We start from the raw sequence: 18,840 nt of genomic DNA on the forward strand, positions 1-18,840 counted from the left end.
ACCACACTGGGTGTGCGCGCCGAGGCACGGACGCGCCGCAGCCCGATCAAGGAGGAAGACGTGGAGGTCAAGATCGGCGTGCAGTATGCGCCTCGGGAGCTGGTGCTGGAGAGCAACCAGTCACCCGCCGAGGTTGAAGCTGCGGTCACCGACGCGATCGACGGTGGCGACAAGGGTGTGCTTTCTCTCGTCGACGACAAAGGCCGCCGGGTGATCGTCCCGGTCGGCAAGATCGCCTACGTGGAGATCGCCGAGTCGTCGCCGCGGCCGGTTGGATTCTCTTCCGCCCGTTGACAGATAGCGCTCAGGCCCTGCCCGCACCGGGGGTCAGGGCCTGGGTGCCGTCGGTCGTGGTGCCGTCAGTTGTTGAGGCCGACAACGCCCATGCGTGCGGTGTGCGCCGAGGTCAGGCGCTTGAGCAGGGCCTGGAAGTCGGTGCCGCCGATGGCCAGCAGCTCGGCGAGCGACGGCCGCTCGGCCGCGACCCGCAGCGCCTGCGAGATGCCCTCGCCGACCAGGCGGCGGGCCCACATCGACAGCCGGTTGGCCACCTTCGGGTCGGCGGCGATCGCGGCCCGCAGCTCGTCGGCGGCGAAGTCGGCGTGCCGGGAGTCGTGCAGGACGTCCAGGATCAGGTCCCGGTCAGGGCCGGTGAGCACGGCCGCGACCTCGCGGGTGAAGTCGTCCGCGATGCCGTCGCCGACGTACGCCTTGGCCAGCCCCTCCAGCCAGTCGGCCGGCTCGGTCTGCAGGTGGTACTCCGACACCGCCTGCACATAGGGCCGCATGGCGTCCTCGGCGTCGGCGCCGAGCTCGGCCAGGCGGTCGGCCAGCCGGCAGTAGTTGGTGATCTCGCGGGCGGCCATCTCGCTGAGCACCGCGCGGCGGCGGAGATCGGGCGCGAGCCGCGCGTCGGCCGCCATCCGGTCGAACGCGACCAGCTCGCCGAAGGCGAGCATGCCCAGCAGGTCGACCACTGCCGTGGCGGGCGGAGTGAGATCGGACACGACGGCACACTACATCGCCGGATCACCGGCCGCCCCTCACGCCTGGCGGACACCATCAAGCGGAACCGCTCGCAAGCCGGTACAATGACTCCAATAGCCGTGGACGGACCCTAGTCCTGGCGCCCGGCGCTTGTAGCCCGCGACCTTGATCATTTCGGTCGCGTGTGGCCCGCGCCCTACCCATTTGAGCGCACCCAGCTTCACCAGGGGCGCTCCCGCGAGAGAGACACCCTGAGCACAACATGACGATCGACAACACTGAGGCCGCCGAAGCAGTGGCCCCGCGCGCACCCGTGCGCCCAGACGCACCCACGTTCGCCGATCTGGGGGCCCGGCCGGAGACTGTGGCCGCCCTCGAAGCCGTCGGCATCATCCACGCGTTCGCCATCCAGGAATACGCCGTGCCGATCGCGCTGCGCGGCACCGACCTCATCGGCCAGGCGCCGACCGGCACCGGCAAGACGCTCGGCTTCGGCGTCCCGTTGCTGGACCGGGTCACCGCCCCCGCCGAGGGCGCCGACGGCCTGCCGCAGGCGCTCGTCGTGGTCCCGACCCGCGAGCTGGGCCTGCAGGTGGCCCGCGACATCGCCGCCGCCGGCAAGACCCGCGGCGTCCGCGTGCTCCCGCTCTACGGCGGCGTCGCCTACGAGCCGCAGGTCGACGCGCTGCAGAAGGGCGTCGAGATCGTCGTCGGCACCCCCGGCCGCCTGCTCGACCTGGCCAAGAGCAAGCACCTGCGGCTGCACGCCGTGCGGGCGCTCGTGCTCGACGAGGCCGACCGCATGCTGGACCTGGGCTTCCTCGACGACGTCGAGCGGATCCTGACCCTGCTGCCGGAGGACCGGCAGACGATGCTGTTCTCCGCCACGATGCCCGACCCGATCGTCACCCTCGCCCGGCGGTTCCTGCGCCACCCGATGACGATCCACGCGCACCACGACGCCAGCACCGGGCCGTCGCCGCTGACCAAGCAGTTCATCTACCGCACCCACCCGATGAACAAGATCGAGATCGTGGCGCGGATCCTGCAGGCGGAAGACCGCGGCCTGACCATGATCTTCACGCGCACCAAGCGCGCCGCCGACCGCGTCGCCGAGGACCTCGACTTCCGCGGCTTCGCCGCCGCGGCCGTCCACGGCGACCTCGGCCAGGGCGCCCGCGAGCGCGCCCTGCGCGCGTTCCGCGCCGGCAAGATCGACGTGCTGGTCGCCACCGACGTCGCCGCCCGCGGCCTCGACGTCTCCGGCGTCACCCACGTCATCAACTACGACTGCCCCGAGGACCAGGACACCTACACCCACCGCATCGGCCGCACCGGCCGCGCGGGCGCGACGGGCGTCGCCGTGACGTTCGTCGACTGGGAGGACATGCCCCGCTGGCGGATCATCGACAAGACGCTGGGCATGGACCTGCCGGAGCCGCCGGAGACCTACCACACCTCGGCCCACCTGCTGACCGACATCGGCATCCCCGAGGGCATCACCGGCTCCCTGCCGACCGCGGACCGCAAGCGCGCCGGCCTCGCCGCCGAGCAGCTCGAGGACATCGAGGGCAAGCCCCGCGGCCGCGGGGCGCGCACCCGCAGCCGGGGCCGCGGCGGCAACCCGTCCGGCTCCGCACCCGCCGCCGACCCGGCCGGCGAGCCGCGCCGTCCCCGTCGTCGGCGCCGCCGCGGCGAGGTCGACCCCGCCGAGCTGGCCCTCACCGACACCGCCGAGGCCACCGGTGCCTCCGCGGACGCCGGCGAGCAGCCGGAGGCCCGGCCGGCCCGCACCCGCACCCGCCGCCGCCAGGTGGTCGGCCAGGCGGTCGAGGGTTCGGACGCCACGGACACCGGCCCCGTCGCCACCGCCGAGGCCACCGAGGACGGCGAGCCCCGCACCGCCCGGGCCCGCACCCGCACCCGCCGCCGCCGTCGCGGCGGCCGCGGCAAGGGCGGCGACGGCACCGGCGCCGAGGGTGCCGACAGCGCCGAGGCCTGACCCTCCAGGCCGCCGGTAGCCCGGCCGGCCCATCCCGACAACCCGGACAGCGCGGCAGGCTCCCAGCCGGCCGCGCTGTTCGCTGTTCTGGCACCGACGCCGGCGCGCCGGGCCCGCCCGGTCCCGGTCGGGCTGCCGCTGTCAGTGGAGGTCGACGGTGAACTCGGCGCGGTGGACCTGGCCGGCGCGCTGGAACTCGAAATAGAGGCGGTAGCGGCCGGTGCTCGGGGCCGACAGCCAGAACTTCACCGCCCCGCCGACCAGTTCGGTCTCGGGGTGCACGTGCAGGTAGCCGAGGTCGCCGTCGCGGAGGACGACGAGGTGGCCGTACGTGCCGAGATAGCGCTGCAGGTCGGTGACCGGGCTGCCCGAGGCCAGCACGCGCAGCGACAGCGGCCGGGTGGCGTTGACCGCCGGTGTGCCCTCCATCGTCACCGTCATGTCGCCCACGGTGGCGGTGCGGGTGGGGGCGGGGAGGGCGACCGGCTGGTAGTCACCGGCGACGGTGGCGTCCACGGCGAGCGTGACCGGGGCCTGGGCGCCGGTCGCGTCGAAGGTGACGAAGTCCGTGTAGATCCGCCAGATGCCCGGCGACGGCAGGGTCAGCGGGACCGACCAGGTGCCGTCCGGGGCCATCTCCGGGTGCAGGTGCGCGAACCCGGACAGGTCGTGCCGCGCCACCACCAGGTGCATGAGCTTCTCGTGGTTGAGCGCGAAGCGGGTGACCGGCTTGCCGTCGGGACCGAGGATCCGGAACGCGAACGGCTGGATGGCGCCCGGGGCGAACGTCGTGGTCGTGGGCGACAGCGTGAAGCCGGCGGCGCTGAGCGACAGGCCGCCGAGGTCACCCGAGGTCGCGCCGCCGTGGGAGTGCGACGGGATGGCCGTGGGGACGGAGGCGGCGGGCGGTGGTGACGCGGTGGACCTGGCGATCACGAAGCCAAGCAGCAGCGCCAACACGAGTCCAACCGCGACGACCGGCCCCTTCATGCCCAAGACCGTAGCGGCCGGCCGTGATGACCACTCCACCGGGGGACCTTTAGTCACGTTTGTCCAAATCCCGGGGTTATTGGCACGTGGGGTCAATCGGCAAGATATGGACCGTGGCCGCGGGTGTGGTCGCTGCCCTGATCGTGCCCGGCGTCGGGCTCGCCGACCCGGTCACCGACCGGCAGCGGCAGCTCGCCACCGCCTGGCAGGAGCTGGAAGGCGTCATCGAACGGTTCAACGCCGTTCGCGACGACCTGCGCGTCACTCGGGCCCAGCTCGAACGCGTGAATGCCCGCACCGGCCCGCTCCAGGCGGGCGTCGAGGCCGCCCAGCGCGACGCGGACGAGGTCGCCGCCAGGCTGTACCGCAGCGGCGCCGTCACCAGCACGGCCGTGCTCGTCAGCGCACCGTCGCCGGAGTCGTTCATGGACCAGCTGGCGACCCTGGACCATCTGGAGCGCCGCCGCACCGACGCGCTGCGCCGCCTGAAGGCCGACAGGGACGCGCTCACGAAGGAGCGCACCGAGCTCAGCGACCTCCAGGTCCGCCAGCGCACCCAGGAGCAGGAGCTGGGCCAGCGCAAGGCGACGATCGAGGCACAGGTCCGGCGGCTCGGCGGTGCCCGGGCGGCGCGCACCGCACGGACGCCGTCCGGGGCGCTGCACGACGGCTACGTGCCGGCCTTCACCGACGACCCGGCCGGGCGCGCGGTCAGGTACGCCTACGCGCAGCTGGGCAAGGTGTACCGGTGGGGCGCCGACGGCCCCGACACGTTCGACTGCTCGGGCCTGACGATGGCCGCGTGGAAGGCCGCCGGCGTGGTCCTGCCGCACAACGCGGCGAGGCAGAAGAAGACCGTCACGCCGATCAAGCGTGAGGACCTGCGCCCCGGCGATCTCGTCTTCTATTACAAGGACGTCAGTCACGTCGGCATGTACATCGGCGACGGCAGGGTGATCGAGGCGCCGCGCGAGGGTGAGCGGATCTCGATGCGGCTGCTCGACTACGCCCCGATCGTCGGCTACGGACGGCCGGACTACCAATAGAAGATCAGCGCATCGTGGTGACGTGATCGCGATGTGCTGATCAACTCCTTGCGGACCAGCCACGACGGCCCTGTTTGTGTCCTAACGGACGAGGCGTGCCAGTCGGCTTGGCGACAGCATCATCCTGACAGTGGACATCTACTGGCTGTCTCCCCCTGCGCGTCCGCATCCAGGAGTGCCCTCATGAGGCGTCGCCGCCGCTCCCGTTTATCTCTGGGCCTAGTGCTCGCGCTCTGCGTCCCGGCCTCGGCGGCATTCACCGCACCCGAGGCGGCGGGTGCCGTGACGACCCTGCCGAACGGGTTCTCCGAGCAGGTCGTGCTGTCCGGGCTCACGCACCCGACGAAGCTGGTGTTCGCTCCTGACGGACGGGTGTTCGTCGCGGAGAAGGGCGGCACGATCCAGGTCTACGACAGCCTGTCGGACCCGACGCCGACCCTGTTCGCCGACCTGAGCGCCCGGGTGCACGACAACGAGGACAAGGGCCTGCTGGGCCTGGCGCTCCCGCCGAACTTCCCGTCCAACCCGTCGGTGTACGTCACGTACACCGCGACCCAGCCCATCGGTGGCGGCCTGGACCTCGGCGACACCTGCCCGACGCCCGGCACCGGCTGCATCGTCAGCGGGCGGCTGTCGAAGCTCACCGCGAGCGGCAACACGTGGACCGGCACCGAGCAGGTGCTCATCAACGACTGGTGCCAGCAGTTCGAGACCCACTCGGTGGGCGACGTGCGCTTCGGCCCCGACGGCGCGCTGTACGTCAGCGGCGGCGAGGGCGCCAGCCCCGTCTTCACCGACTGGGGCCAGCAGGGCAGCCCGGTCAACCCGTGCGGCGACCCGCCCGGCGGCGTCGGCGCGGCGCTCAGCCCGCCCACCTCGGAGGGCGGCGCGCTGCGCTCCCAGGACGTGCGGACCCTGGGTGACCCGACCGGCCTGAGCGGCACCATCATCCGCATCGACCCGGTCACCGGCGCCGCGAAGACCGACAACCCGCTCTACAACGCGACCACCGACCCCAATGCGCGGCGGATCGTGGCGTACGGCCTGCGCAACCCCTTCCGGTGGACGTTCAAGCCCGGCAGCAGCGAGATCTGGATCGGTGACGTCGGCTGGCGGACCTGGGAGGAGATCAACCGGCTGCCCAACCCCCTCGCCACGCCCGTCACCAACTTCGGCTGGCCGTGCTTCGAGGGCAACGCGCAGCAGCCCGGCTACCGCGACGCGAACCTGAACCTGTGCACCACGCTGTACAACCAGAACACGTCGACCGGTCCGGTCTACACCTACGGGCACCACCAGCAGGTCAACGACAACGACGGCTGCCCGACCGGCGGGTCCAGCCCGACCGGCGTCGCGTTCTACCCGACGTCCGGCGGCGCCTACCCGGCCAAGTACCAGGGCGCGTTCTTCTGGGGCGACTACGCCCGCCGCTGCATCTACGCGATGCTGCCGACCAACGGCACCCCCGACCCGAGCAAGATCGAGACGTTCGCGCCCGGCGCGGCCGGCCCCGTCGACCTGGAGATCGGCCCCGGCGGCGACCTGTACTACGTCGACGTCGACGGCGGCACCGTCCGCCGGATCAACTACAGCGCCGGCAACCAGCCGCCGGCCGCGGTCATCAGCGCCGACAAGACCTCCGGCGCGCCGCCCCTGGCCGTGCAGTTCAACTCCGCCGGCACCAGCGACCCCAACAGCGGCGACGTCCTCACGTACCAGTGGGACTTCACCAACGACGGCACCTTCGACGCGACCGGCCCGACGGCGAGCTTCACCTACACCACGGCCGGCAACTACACGGCGAAGCTACGGGTCACCGACGCGGGCGGGCTGTCGGACACCAAGTACCTGCAGATCCTCGTCGGCTCCGACGCCCCGGTGCCGGTGATCGACACGCCCGCGGCCGGCTTCACCTGGGCGACCAACGACACGGTCAGCTTCACCGGCCACGCCACCGACGTCCAGGACGGCACCATCCCCGCGGCCAACCTGCACTGGCAGCTGATCTTGCAGCACTGCGCCTCGACCGACAACTGCCACCAGCACTACATCAGCGAGACCGACGGCGCGTCCGGCTCGTTCATCGGGCCCGACCACGAGTACCCGTCCTACGTGGAGCTGCGGCTCACGGCGACCGACAGCAGCGGGCTCAGCACCACGGTCAGCCGCCGGCTGGACCCGAAGACCGCGAACATGACGTTCAACTCCGTGCCGAGCGGCCTCAACATCACCGTCGGCTCGGTCACCGGCGTCACGCCGTTCACCGCGACGGTCATCCAGAAGTCGACGCAGACCGTGTCGGCGCCGTCGCCGCAGACGCTCAACAGCACCCAGTACACCTTCGGCTCCTGGAGCCAGGGCGGCGCCGCCACGCAGGTGATCACGGCACCGACCACGGCGACGACCTACACCGCGAACTACGCGGCGACCGGCGGCGGCACGTGCTCCGACAGCTTCGGCTACGTCTGCACCACCGCCACCCGGGCGTTCGTCAACGCCGACACGACGGTGCTGTCCCTGACCGGCGACGAGGCGCTGCAGCAGATCTCCCTGCCGTTCCCGGTCAAGTTGTACGGCGTTTCGTATTCGACCGCGTGGGTCGACACCAACGGCATCGTCAGCCTGGTCAACCCGAACGGGCCGAAGTGGGACAACACCGCGGTGCCGAGCGCGGCCCTGCCCAACGCGGCGGTCTACGCCTTCTGGGACGACCTCGTGGTCGACGCCAACGCGTCGGTGCGGACCACGACCCTCGGCACCGCGCCCAACCGCCAGTTCGTCGTCGAGTGGCGCAACCCGTACATCTACGGCAACACCAGCCGACGCGTCACGTTCGAGGCGATCCTCTCGGAGAACGGTGACGTGGTCACCAACTACGCGAGCCTCGACAACGACATCGAGAAGGGCAACGCGGCGACGGCCGGCATCGAGAACGCCGACGGCACCGTGGGCCTCGCGTACTCCGTCAACACCCCGAAGCTCCAGTCCGGCCGCGCGGTCATCTTCACCGCGCCCGGCGGCACGACCCCGCCGCCTCCGCCGCCGCCACTCACCGGGACGGTCGGCGGCACCGTGAGCGTCGCGGGCGGCGGCCCCGTCGCCGGGGCGACCGTGACCCTCACGGCCGGCACGACGACGACCACCGACGCCTCGGGCAAGTACAGCTTCTCGAACGTGGCGTACGGCTCGTACACCGTGAGCGCCACCGCCAACGGGCAGTCGACGTCGGCGGCGCTCACCGTCGACGCCGCCACCGAGACGCTCGACCTGACGCTGCCGGCACCGCCGCCGCCCACCGGGAACTACGGGATCACCACGGTGGTCACCCCGTTCGTCCCGGCCGACGCGACGGTCCTCACGCTGACCGGTGACGACAACATCCAGCAGGTCACGCTGCCGGCGCCGGTCACGTTGTACGGGCAGACGTACACCACGGCGTGGATCGACACCAACGGCAAGGTCTCGTTCGTCAACCCGGGCGGCGCCTACGTGGAGCACTCCGCGCTGCCGTCGACCGCCGCCCCGAACGCGACCGTCTACGCCTTCTGGGACGACCTCGTCGTCGACGGCTCCGCGTCGGTGCGCACCGCGCTCGTCAACGGTTCGGTCGTGATCGAGTGGCGCAACCCGTACATCTACGGCAACGGCGTCCACAACCGGGTGACGTTCTCGGTCGTGTTCGCCCCCGACGGGGTGATCACGTTGCACTACTCCAGCCTGGACAACGACATCGAGAAGGGCAGCGGCGCCACCGTCGGCGTCGAGAACGCCGCCGGCACCACGGCCGCGCAGTACCTGTTCAACCAGCCGCTGCTGGTGTCGGGGACGGCGGTCCGCTTCACGCCCTGAGGTTTGTGTCATACCTGGTTGCTAGGTTCGAGGGGTGCGATCTGAGGCGTCCCTGCTCTTGAAGAAGCTCGCTGGTCCTTCCGCCGAACTGCGGGAGGACCAGTGGGCCGCCATCTCCGCCCTGGTGGCGGAGCGCCGCCGCGTCCTCTGCGTGCAGCGCACCGGCTGGGGCAAGTCGGCGGTGTACTTCATCGCCACCGCCCTGCTGCGCGCCCGTGGGGCCGGCCCGACGGTGATCGTCTCGCCGCTGATCGCGCTCATGCGCAACCAGGTCGACGCCGCCGCCCGCGCCGGGATCGCCGCCCGCGCGATCAACTCGGCCAACCTGGAGGAGTGGGACGAGATCACCGGCGAGATCGCCGCCGGCGCCGTCGACGTCCTGCTCGTCTCGCCCGAGCGGCTCAACAACCCCGACTTCCGCGACAACGTGCTGCCCAAGCTCGCCGCGAGCACCGGCCTGCTCGTCGTCGACGAGGCGCACTGCGTCTCCGACTGGGGCCACGACTTCCGCCCCGACTACCGGCGGCTGCGCACCCTGCTGGCCGACCTCGCCCCCGGCACGCCGGTCCTGGCCACCACCGCAACCGCCAATGCCCGCGTCACCGCCGACGTCGCCGAGCAGCTCGGCGACGCGCTCGTCCTGCGCGGCTCGCTCGACCGCGAGTCGCTGCGCCTCGGCTCGCTGACGCTGCCGTCCGCCCCGCACCGGCTCGCCTGGCTCGGCGAGCACCTCGGCGCGTTCACCGGCTCCGGGATCATCTACACGCTGACCGTCGCCGCTGCCCACGAGACCGCCGCCTATCTGCGCGGCCGTGGCTATGAGGTCGCCGCGTACACCGGCCAGACGGAGCACGCGGACCGCCTCGCCGCCGAGGACGACCTGCTCAACAACCGGATCAAGGCCCTCGTCGCCACGTCCGCGCTCGGCATGGGCTTCGACAAGCCCGACCTCGGCTTCGTCGTGCACCTCGGCGCCCCGTCGTCCCCGATCGCCTACTACCAGCAGGTCGGCCGGGCCGGCCGCGCCGTCGACAAGGCCGACGTCCTGCTCCTGCCCGGCACCGAGGACCAGGCCATCTGGCGGTATTTCGCGTCCCTCGCCTTCCCGCCCGAGGCGCAGGTCCGCGGCGTCCTGGCGGTCCTCGACTCGGCCCGCCGGCCGATGTCCACCACCGCGATCGAGCCGCAGGTCGAGCTGCGCCACGGGCGGCTCGAGCTGATGCTCAAGGTCCTCGACGTCGACGGCGCGGTCCGCCGCGTCCGCGGCGGCTGGGAGTCCACCGGCGCCCCCTGGCACCACGACAGCGAGCGCTATGACCGCATCGACGCCGCCCGCGCCGCCGAGCAGGACGCGATGCGCGAGTATGCCGCCCTGACCAGCTGCCGCCTGGAGTTCCTGCGCAGGACCCTCGACGACCCGGGCGCCGTCCCCTGCGGCCGCTGCGACACGTGCGCGGGCACCTGGTATCCGGTGGAGGTCTCCGACGACGCCCTCGCCTCGGCCCGCGCCCACCTCGGCCGCACCGGCGTCGAGATCGCCCCGCGCAAGCAGTGGCCGACGGGCCTCTCCGCCGTCGGCGTCTCCCTCACCGGCAAGATCCCACCCGCCGAGCAGACCCTTCCCGGCCGGGCGATCGGCCGGCTCAGCGACCTCGGCTGGGGCGACAAGCTCCGCAGGCTGCTCGCCGCCCCCGACGCCCCGCTCCCCGACGACATCTTCGCCGGTGTCCTCGCCACCCTGACCGAGTGGGCGAAGGGCGAGGAGCGCTGGCCCGCCCGCCCCGTCGGCGTCGTGGTCCTCGGCTCCCAGAGCACCCCGGTCCTCGTGGACTCCCTGGGCGCCCGCATCGCCGAGGTCGGCCGGATGCCGCAGCTCGGCACCGTCCGGCCGTCCCACTCGGCCGACGCGGCCTCCCGCACCAACAGCGCCCAGCGGGTCCGCGCCCTGCACGCCGCCTTCACGGTCCCGCCGGAGCTGGCCGCCAGGCTGCAGGGCCTGGACGGCCCGGTCCTCCTCGTTGACGACCTGGTCGACACCGGCTGGACGATGGCCATCGCCGCCCGCCTCCTGCTGCGCGCCGGCGCCCCGGCGGTCCTGCCGTTCGCCCTGGCCGTCTCCGCCTGACCCCTCCCGCCCGCCTGACGGCGGGAGAGCTTCCGCCTCCTGCGGTGGGCCGGCCGTTCCGTGATCCCGGATCGTTGTGGTTGCTCTGGCTACCGGAATCGTTCGGGATCACGAGGGAGGGGGGTCAGGGGGTGTCGTCTGGCCACCAGGCGGCTCGGCGCATGTCGATCTTGTCCGACCTGAGCGGGGTGCCTTCCTCGCGGTGGCGGCGGAGGGCCTCCTGCTCGTGGCCCGGGACGAGGCGGCCGTTGGCGGCGACGACGCGGTGCCAGGGGACGCCGCCGCCGTAGTGGGACATGACGGCGCCGACCTGGCGGGGGCCGCCGCGACCCAGGTATTCGGCGATGGCGCCGTAGGACATGACGCGGCCGGGCGGGATGCGTTCCACCACGGTGAGGACCAGCTCTGTGAAATCGTCGTCGGCCACGATATGGGAACCTACCGTGGATCGAACATGCCGACCCGGCAAGATAGGCGGCGTGCGCACCCAGGTCACCGAGGCTCGACGGATCGTGGTCAAAGTCGGGTCGTCGTCGCTGACCACGGCGGCCGGCGGGCTCGACGGAGCGCGGGTCGACGCGCTCGTCGACGCCCTCGCGGCGAGCCCCGCGGAGGTGGTGCTGGTGTCGTCCGGGGCGATCGCGGCCGGGCTGGCCCCGCTGGGGCTGCTGAAGCGGCCGAAGGACCTCGCGACGCAGCAGGCGGCGGCGAGCGTCGGGCAGGGGCTGCTGATGCGGGCCTACAACGACGCGTTCGCCAGGCACGGCAAGGTCGTCGGGCAGGTGCTGCTGACGGTCGACGACGTGACCCGCCGGGCGCACTACCGCAACGCGTACCGGACGCTGCGGCGCCTGCTCGACCTGCGGGCGGTCCCGGTCGTCAACGAGAACGACACGGTCGCCACGGAGGAGATCCGGTTCGGCGACAACGACCGGCTCGCCGCGCTGGTCGCGTCCCTCGTCCACGCGGATCTGCTGGTGCTGCTGTCGGACGTGGACGGCCTGTACACCGGCGACCCCTCCAAACCGGGGTCGCTGCCGATCACCGATGTGCGCTCGCCGGACGACCTGCGCGACATCGACGTGAAGCGGCCCGGGAAGGCCGGCGTCGGCACCGGCGGCATGGTGACCAAGGTCGAGGCGGCGAGGATCGCGACGACGAGCGGCATCCCGGTGGTGCTGACCTCCGCGCCCAACGCCAAGGCGGTGCTCGCCGGGGAGCCGGTCGGGACGCTGTTCCACCGGCTGCGGGAGCGGCCGCAGGCGCGGCTGTTCTGGCTCGCGCACGCCACGAGCCCGCGCGGCCGGCTGCACCTGGACCCCGGCGCCGTGCAGGCCGTGCGGCAGCGGCACGCGTCGCTGCTGCCGGCCGGGATCACCGCGGTCGACGGCCGGTTCGCGGCGGGGGACCCGGTGGACCTGGTCGACGTGGGCGGCGTGCCGGTGGCCCGCGGCCTGGTCAACTACGACGCGGCCGAGCTGCCGCCGCTGCTCGGCCGGTCGACGGGGGAGCTCGCCGCGGCGCTGGGCCCGGCGTACGAGCGCGAGGTCGTCCACCGCGACGACCTGGTCCTGCTGTAGCGACGAAACTGCAGCGACGAACTAGAGCAGCCGGCCCACGCCGCCGCGGCGGGGGTCGCCGGCGGCGCCCGCGAGACCGACGGCGCTGACGCCGCCGAAGTAGTGGTCGAGCCGGTCCCACTGCTGCACCTCGAAGCCGGTGAAGGGCGACGGGTCGCAGCCGGGCTCGAGGTGGACGAGCCGTGACCCGTCCACCGACACCGGGTGGAAGCGCGGCCGGCGGATCGCGGCCGTCATGTCGTCGCCGTGGACGAGGACGTTGGTGAGCGTCTGGATCATCGCGGTGCGGATGCGGGTCGCGCCGGCCGAGCCGATCGCCATGACCAGCGCGCCGGCGGCGTCCAGGACCACGGCCGGGCACATGCACGACGCCATCCGCTCGCCGGGCAGCGTGCCCGGGCGGATCAGCTCGCCCTCGCCGAGCATCGAGTTGAGGTGGACGCCCAGGCCGGGCAGCCACACCCCGGCCCCGATCCCGAGCGTCATGGTGATCACGCAGGCGTTGCCCGCGCCGTCGACGACCGAGATGTTGGTGGTGTCGCCGAGGCGCTGCGACCCGTACGCCAGCAACGCCGACGCGAGATCGCGTGGCGAGAACAGGGGAGGCAGCGCGGCGATCGTCCTGATCGTCTCGTTCAGGTCGGCGCGAGCCAGCACCCGGTAGGGGCCGAACGAGGCCGATGAGACCGGTGCCTGCAGCACCCGGTACGACGACAGGTCCAGCGGACTGAGCACGCCACCGCCGGCGGCGACCTCCGCCAGCATGGCGGCACCGATCCGCCCGGTGTAGAAGGCGGCCGGGCCCTCCTCCGCCAGGATCCCGAACGTCTTGTCGAGGCCGGGGTGGTGCAGCAGCTCGCCGCCTTCCAGGAGTCGCCCTTCCGGCGCGTACACCGCGGCACCGAGACCCGGCAGCATCGCCGGCGCGAGCGACACGAGCGTCCGGGCGTGCGCCCACGGCAGGAGCACGCCGCTGCGGGCCAGGTTGTGCGCCGGCGCCACGACCCGCTGCCAGGGCAGGCGGCCCCAGCGCCGGTGGATCTCGCCGGCCCCGGCCGGGATGCCGGGCACGCCGACGCTCGACGCGCCGATCTCGTACCGCTGCGGCACACCGCCGAAGGAGATCCTGATCGGCTCCATCGGGGCCGCGGGGGTGGTGCTGCCCAGGCCGGGCACCGAGCAGAAGAAGTCGAGGCAGGTGACCTCGCCGGTGGCCGCGTCGAAGTAGGTCGCGAACCCACCGCCGGCCAGCCCGGTCAGGACGCTCTCCGCGGCGCACCCGGCCAGCATCGCGGCGACGGCGGCGTCGGCCGCGGACCCGCCGGCCGCGAGGACCCGCAGCCCGACCTCGGTCGTGGCCGGATGCCCGGCGGCGACCCCGGCCGGCACCGACGACCTGGGGCGTGACTGGGGCTGCAGCAGCGCGGTGGACAGCGGAGGTTCCCTTCCTGCGAGGCGGTGGCTAGCATCCGTGGACCATGGCCCCAGACGTGCGAACCGAGGTCCTGCCGGGACGTGTGCGGGCGGGCTATGCGCTCGGCTCATTGGTCACCGGCGCGTTCGGCACCGTGCCCGGACTTCTCCTGCTGCCATACCTGACGGACACCCTCGGCGTCGCTGCCGGGATCGCCGGGCTGCTGGTCCTGGCGCCGAAGGCGTGGGACGTGCTGATCAACCCGGTTGCCGGGAGGATTTCCGATCGTACTCGCACCCCGATGGGGGCCAGGCGGCCATTTCTGCTCTTCGGCGGCCTCGCGCTCGCGGTGCTCTTCGCCGGCATCTTCGCCGCGCCGTTCGGTGGCGGATCAGCCGCCTATGCGGCCGTGATGTTCCTGCTCGCGGCGACCGCGTTCGCGTTCTACCAGGTGCCCTACGTGGCGATGCCGGCCGAGATGACCGACGACTACGCCGAGCGGACCCGGCTGATGAGCTGGCGGGTCGCGATCCTCGCGGTCGCGATCCTGGTGTCCGGGGCGCTGTCGCCGATGGTGACGAAGCAGTTCGGGGGTGGCGTCCCCGGTCACCGGGCGATGGGGGTGTTCGTCGCGGCGTTGATTCTCGTCGGTACCTTCGGCTCCTTCTTCGGCACGAGGAGCGCCCCGGTCGGGAAGGTGCTGCCGAGCGAGCCGTCGTTCGCCGCGCAGCTGCGGGTCGTGCGGGGCAACCGGCCGTTCCGGCTGCTGCTGATCTGCTTCGTCGTGCAGGCCGCCGGCATCGCCACGATGCTCGCCGGGGTCAGCTACTTCGCCACGCAGATCCTCGAGTCCCCGGACACCGGCGCGACGCTGCTCTTCGCCTGCTTCGTCGGCCCGGCGCTGCTCGTGATGCCGGTCTGGACGCGGGTCGGCGCGCGGCTCGGGAAGCTCCGCTCCTTCACGATCGCGTCGCTGGTGTTCGCGGGCGCGGCGGCGCTGCTGGCGCTGGCCCCGTTCCTGCCCGCGGCCCTCGTCTACGTCCTCACCGGGCTCGTCGGCAGCGGGTACGCGGGCCAGCAGGTCTTCGGCATGGCGATGCTGCCGGACTGCATCGCCTTCGACGCGCGGCGGACCGGGCGGCGCCAGGCCGGCGTGTTCACCGGCCTGTGGACGGCGGGGGAGACGTTGGGCATGGCGCTCGGCCCCGGTGTCTTCGCCGTCCTCCTGGCGATCTTCGGATACGTCTCCAGCTCGTCGGGGGAGGCGGCCCTGCAGTCGGACACCGCGAAACTCGGCGTCCTGCTCGGGTTCACCGTCGTGCCGGCCATCGTCGTGGCATCGGCGCTCATCGGTCTGCGAGGCTACGACCTGACCGAACGACGGCTCACCGAGGAGGTCTCGTGAAGGGTGTCCCGGCCGAGCAGGTGCTGGCGGAGCTCGCCGAGCTGCGCAAGGCTGACCTGCCGACGCACGGCGGGCGGCTGTTCGCCTACGTCTACGACCCGGCGGTGCCCGGCCTCGACGAGCTGGCCGCCGCCGCGTACGCGTCGTCCGCGCACGTCAACGGGCTGGACCCGACCGCGTTCCCGTCGCTGCTGCGGATGGAGAACGACCTCGTCGGCATGGCCGCGGCGGTCCTCGGCGGCGGCCCGGCGACGGTCGGCAGCGTCACCAGCGGCGGCACCGAGTCGCTCATCCTCGCCGTGAAGGCGGCCCGCGACGCCGCGCCGCACATCGCCGAGCCGCGCCTGGTGATGCCGGTGACGGCGCACGCCGCGCTCGCGAAGGCGGCCGCCTATCTGCGGGTGGCGTTGGATGTGGTACCGGTCGGCGCCGACCTCCGGGTCGACCCGGCGGCGGTCGCGGCGGCCATCAGGCCCTCCACGGTGCTCGTGGTGTGCTCGGCGCCGTCGTACGCGCACGGGCTCATCGACCCGGTCGAGCCGATCGCGGCCGCTGCCGCCGCGGCCGGGGTCCGCTGCCACGTCGACGCCTGCTTCGGCGGGTGGACGCTGCCGTTCCTGCGCCGCCTCGGCGAGCCCGTCCCGCCGTTCGACCTGTCCGTCCCGGGCGTCACCAGCATCTCCGTCGACCTGCACAAGTACGCCTACGCGCCGAAGGGCGTGTCGGTCCTGCTGCACCGCGACGAGCGGCTGCGGCTGCCGCAGTACTTCGGCTACGCCGACTGGCCGGGGTACACGATGGTCAACCCGGTCATCTCCTCGACCCGCTCCGGCGGGCCGATCGCGGCCGCCTGGGCGACCCTGCGGCACCTCGGCGACGACGGCTACCTGGCGCTCGCCGCCACGACCCTTGACGCGGTGCGTGGCCTCGCGGCCGCCGTCGCCGCCGTCGACGGGCTCGTCCTGCTGCCGGTCGAGTCGACGGTGGTGGCGTTCCAGTCCACCTCGGTGGATCTCTTCGTGCTCGCGGACGAGCTCGCGGCGCGGGGGTGGCACACGCAGCCGCAGTTCCAGCACGGGGACATCGCGCCGTCGGTACACCTGACGGTGACCGCTGCGGTGGCACCCCGGGTGGCGGAGTTCGCGGCGGATCTCGCCGCCTCGGTCGACGCCGCCCGCGCGCTCGGGCCTGTCTCGCTTCCTGACGGGATCTTCGATCTCCTGGGGTCCGTCGAAGCGGTCGCGGCCGCCCTCGGTGTCGGCTCCGGTGCGTCGGTGCTGCCCGATCGGATGGCCATGATCAACACGCTGTTGAACGCGGCGCCACCGGCTGTGCGCGAGCAGTTACTGGTCGCTTTCCTCAGTCTGCTGCAGCGGCCGACGAGCGTAGGCTGACCGTATGTCGAGTGTCCTGGGCGACCCGATCAAGTTCGTGCTCAACTGGGGGCGCCGCTATTCGCTGTGGGTGTTCAACTTCGGTCTCGCCTGCTGCGCGATCGAGTTCATCGCCACGTCGATGGGGCGGCACGACTTCATGCGCCTCGGCGTCATCCCGTTCGCGCACGGGCCGCGCCAGGCCGACCTCATGGTCGTCTCCGGCACCGTCACCGACAAGATGGCGCCCGCGGTCAAGCGGCTGTATGACCAGATGCCCGAGCCGAAGTACGTGATCAGCTTCGGCGCGTGCAGCAACTGCGGCGGGCCCTACTGGGACTCCTACTCCGTCACCAAGGGCGTCGACCAGATCATCCCCGTCGACGTGTACATCCCCGGCTGCCCGCCCCGCCCCGAGGCGCTGCTGCACGGCATCATGAAGCTCCAGGACAAGATCGCGGAGGAGCGGTCGGGGCTCGGCGGGGTCAACCGCCAGGACGTGAAGGCGCTGACCGCGCCGCCGGTGCGGAGGCCGTGACGTGGGTTTCGAGGAGCTCGGGGCGCTGTTCGGTGACGACGCGACGGTCGGCGAGTCCGCCGGCGGCGGTCGCTTCGCCCGGCCGACCGTCGACGTGCCGCCGTCGCGCTGGGGCTCGGCGTTGCTGACCGCCCGCGACGAGCTGGCCTGTGACTTCTTCGACTGGCTGTCCGCGGTCGACGAGCTGCCCGACGGCTTCACCGTGGTGGCGCACGTCTACTCGACCTCGGCCTTGCGGGGGCTGCTGCTGCGGACCTCGCTGCCACGCACCGCGCCTTCGGTCGGGTCGGTCGTGGAGGTGTACCCGGGCGCCGCCTGGCACGAGCGCGAGACGCACGAGATGTTCGGCATCGACTTCACCGGCAACGACGCGCTCACCCCGCTGCTGCTGCCGCCGGAGTTCGAGGGGCACCCGCTGCGCAAGGAGTTCGTCCTCGCGTCCCGGGTCGCCAAGCCGTGGCCCGGCGCGAAGGAGCCCGGGGAGAGCGAGCACACCGCCACCAAGCGCGCCCCGATGCGCCCGCCCGGCGTCCCGGACCCCAGCGAGTGGCCGGGAGGCCGGACCTGATGCCGATCTGGTTGGAGCTGGCGCTGCGCGTGCTGGTCGTCGTCGGCGCGTTCCTCACCCTGCCGCTCATCGTCGGCCAGGCCGAGCACAAGGTGATGGCGCACATGCAGGGCCGCCTCGGCCCCATGTACGCCGGTGCCTTCCACGGCTGGGCCCAGCTGGTCGCCGACGGCGTCAAGTTCGTGCAGAAGGAGGACATCACCCCGCGCGCCGCCGACCGGCCGGTGTTCCGGCTCGCGCCGGTCGTCGCGCTGCTGCCCTACCTGGCCGTCCTGCTGGTCATCCCCCTCGGCCCGCACGGCCTCGTCGCCCAGCCGCTCGACGTCGGGCTGTTCTTCGTCCTCGCGGTCGTCGGCATCGGCGTCATCGCCGTGCTCATGGCGGCCTGGTCCTCGGCCAACAAGTACTCGCTGCTCGGCGGGCTGCGGGCGGCCGCGCAGCTGCTCGGCTACGAGCTGCCCTTCGTGCTGTCGGCGGCGTCGGTCGCGATGGCCGCCGGCACGCTGTCGCTGTCCGGCATCGTCGAGGCGTGGCGCCCCTGGTGGCTGCTGTGGCAGCTCCCGGCGATGCTGATCTTCTTCACCGCCGGGCTCGCCGAGATCCGCCGCCCGCCCTTCGACATGCCGATCGCCGACTCCGAGCTGGTCTTCGGCTACATGACCGAGTACACGGGCCTGCGCTTCGCGTTCTTCCTGCTCGCCGAGTACGTCGGCATCGTCGTCATCGCCGCCCTCACCACCGTGCTGTTCCTCGGCGGCTGGAAGGGGCCGTTCGACGACCAGCTCGGCTGGCTGTGGACGCTGCTGAAGGTCTTCGCCGTCGCGTTCGTCGTGATCTGGCTGCGGGTGGCGTATCCGCGGCTGCGTGAGGACCAGCTGCAGCGCCTCTGCTGGCTGATCCTCGTCCCCCTCGCGCTGCTGCAGCTCGTGCTCACCGCCGCGGTCAAGGTCGCGCTCTGAAAGG

The 18,840-nt window shown here is 72.5% G+C and carries 15 protein-coding genes; 11 read left to right on the forward strand and 4 right to left on the reverse strand.

Going from position 1 to position 18,840, the window contains the following annotated elements; genetic code table 11:
• Positions 1-60 precede the first annotated feature (60 nt).
• Positions 61-294, forward strand: coding sequence for a DUF3107 domain-containing protein (locus ACFY3L_RS25640; protein ID WP_360572259.1), 234 nt, complete (start codon positions 61-63; stop codon positions 292-294).
• Positions 295-359: 65 nt separating this feature from the next.
• Here the strand turns inward: ACFY3L_RS25640 and ACFY3L_RS25645 are convergent, their stop codons facing one another.
• The gene (locus tag ACFY3L_RS25645; RefSeq protein WP_389328930.1) at positions 360-1,007 is read right to left on the reverse strand and encodes a ferritin-like fold-containing protein; all 648 of its coding nucleotides are present in this window, start codon (positions 1,005-1,007) and stop codon (positions 360-362) included.
• Positions 1,008-1,249: 242 nt separating this feature from the next.
• Between ACFY3L_RS25645 and ACFY3L_RS25650 the strand changes: the two genes are divergently transcribed.
• Complete coding sequence (locus ACFY3L_RS25650; RefSeq protein WP_389328933.1) at positions 1,250-2,989, forward strand: DEAD/DEAH box helicase; 1,740 nt, start codon at positions 1,250-1,252, stop codon at positions 2,987-2,989.
• Between the two features lie 141 nt (positions 2,990-3,130).
• Here the strand turns inward: ACFY3L_RS25650 and ACFY3L_RS25655 are convergent, their stop codons facing one another.
• Positions 3,131-3,979, reverse strand: a complete 849-nt coding sequence (locus tag ACFY3L_RS25655) for a hypothetical protein (protein WP_389328936.1) — start codon at positions 3,977-3,979, stop codon at positions 3,131-3,133.
• A 113-nt stretch (positions 3,980-4,092) separates the two neighbouring features.
• Here ACFY3L_RS25655 and ACFY3L_RS25660 point away from each other — a divergent pair, with 113 nt between their 5' ends.
• From ACFY3L_RS25660 to ACFY3L_RS25670, 3 genes are all read left to right on the forward strand, one after another.
• A complete protein-coding gene (locus tag ACFY3L_RS25660; RefSeq protein WP_389328939.1) occupies positions 4,093-5,025 on the forward strand; it encodes an NlpC/P60 family protein in 933 nt (310 codons plus the stop codon).
• A gap of 282 nt (positions 5,026-5,307) precedes the next feature.
• A complete protein-coding gene (locus ACFY3L_RS25665; protein WP_389328942.1) occupies positions 5,308-8,874 on the forward strand; it encodes a PQQ-dependent sugar dehydrogenase in 3,567 nt (1,188 codons plus the stop codon).
• Between the two features lie 34 nt (positions 8,875-8,908).
• Positions 8,909-10,999, forward strand: coding sequence for a DEAD/DEAH box helicase (locus ACFY3L_RS25670; RefSeq protein ID WP_389328945.1), 2,091 nt, complete (start codon positions 8,909-8,911; stop codon positions 10,997-10,999).
• 124 nt (positions 11,000-11,123) lie between these two features.
• Here the strand turns inward: ACFY3L_RS25670 and ACFY3L_RS25675 are convergent, their stop codons facing one another.
• Positions 11,124-11,426 carry an MGMT family protein gene (locus tag ACFY3L_RS25675; RefSeq protein WP_344501872.1) on the reverse strand — a complete coding sequence of 101 codons (303 nt, stop codon included), beginning with the start codon at positions 11,424-11,426 and terminating at the stop codon, positions 11,124-11,126.
• A 52-nt stretch (positions 11,427-11,478) separates the two neighbouring features.
• On the opposite strand from ACFY3L_RS25675, the gene proB reads away from it, so the two are divergent.
• Positions 11,479-12,579 carry a glutamate 5-kinase gene (gene proB, locus ACFY3L_RS25680; protein WP_389328949.1) on the forward strand — a complete coding sequence of 367 codons (1,101 nt, stop codon included), beginning with the start codon at positions 11,479-11,481 and terminating at the stop codon, positions 12,577-12,579.
• A gap of 21 nt (positions 12,580-12,600) precedes the next feature.
• On the opposite strand, the gene ACFY3L_RS25685 is transcribed toward proB, so the two are convergent.
• The gene (locus tag ACFY3L_RS25685; protein ID WP_389328952.1) at positions 12,601-13,968 is read right to left on the reverse strand and encodes a gamma-glutamyltransferase; all 1,368 of its coding nucleotides are present in this window, start codon (positions 13,966-13,968) and stop codon (positions 12,601-12,603) included.
• Between the two features lie 89 nt (positions 13,969-14,057).
• Here ACFY3L_RS25685 and ACFY3L_RS25690 point away from each other — a divergent pair, with 89 nt between their 5' ends.
• The 5 genes from ACFY3L_RS25690 to nuoH are packed head-to-tail and all read left to right on the forward strand — an operon-like array spanning position 14,058 to position 18,836.
• Positions 14,058-15,398, forward strand: a complete 1,341-nt coding sequence (locus tag ACFY3L_RS25690) for an MFS transporter (protein ID WP_389328955.1) — start codon at positions 14,058-14,060, stop codon at positions 15,396-15,398.
• Positions 15,395-16,792, forward strand: coding sequence for a pyridoxal phosphate-dependent decarboxylase family protein (locus ACFY3L_RS25695; RefSeq protein WP_389328958.1), 1,398 nt, complete (start codon positions 15,395-15,397; stop codon positions 16,790-16,792). Before ACFY3L_RS25690 ends, ACFY3L_RS25695 begins: the two co-directional genes overlap by 4 nt.
• Positions 16,793-16,796: 4 nt before the next feature.
• On the forward strand, positions 16,797-17,309 hold the full coding sequence (locus ACFY3L_RS25700; protein WP_389328961.1) for an NADH-quinone oxidoreductase subunit B: 513 nt from the start codon (positions 16,797-16,799) through the stop codon (positions 17,307-17,309).
• Position 17,310: 1 nt separating this feature from the next.
• A complete protein-coding gene (locus tag ACFY3L_RS25705; protein WP_389328964.1) occupies positions 17,311-17,877 on the forward strand; it encodes an NADH-quinone oxidoreductase subunit C in 567 nt (188 codons plus the stop codon).
• Complete coding sequence (gene nuoH / locus ACFY3L_RS25710; protein ID WP_363397215.1) at positions 17,877-18,836, forward strand: NADH-quinone oxidoreductase subunit NuoH; 960 nt, start codon at positions 17,877-17,879, stop codon at positions 18,834-18,836. The genes ACFY3L_RS25705 and nuoH overlap by 1 nt, the downstream gene beginning before the upstream one ends.
• The last annotated feature ends 4 nt before the right edge of the window (positions 18,837-18,840 follow it).

The sequence above is a fragment of the Dactylosporangium sp. NPDC000521 genome (assembly GCF_042898305.1).
Lineage (GTDB): Bacteria > Actinomycetota > Actinomycetes > Mycobacteriales > Micromonosporaceae > Dactylosporangium.

Excerpts from the sequence above, each read along its gene's own strand:
- ACFY3L_RS25700 (WP_389328961.1), top strand. The coding sequence starts at position 16,797 with ATGTCGAGTGTCCTGGGCGACCCGATCAAGTTCGTGCTCAACTGGGGG.
- ACFY3L_RS25690 (WP_389328955.1), top strand. The coding sequence starts at position 14,058 with ATGGCCCCAGACGTGCGAACCGAGGTCCTGCCGGGACGTGTGCGGGCG.
- ACFY3L_RS25650 (WP_389328933.1), top strand. The coding sequence starts at position 1,250 with ATGACGATCGACAACACTGAGGCCGCCGAAGCAGTGGCCCCGCGCGCA.
- ACFY3L_RS25655 (WP_389328936.1), bottom strand. The coding sequence starts at position 3,979 with ATGAAGGGGCCGGTCGTCGCGGTTGGACTCGTGTTGGCGCTGCTGCTT.
- nuoH (WP_363397215.1), top strand. The coding sequence starts at position 17,877 with ATGCCGATCTGGTTGGAGCTGGCGCTGCGCGTGCTGGTCGTCGTCGGC.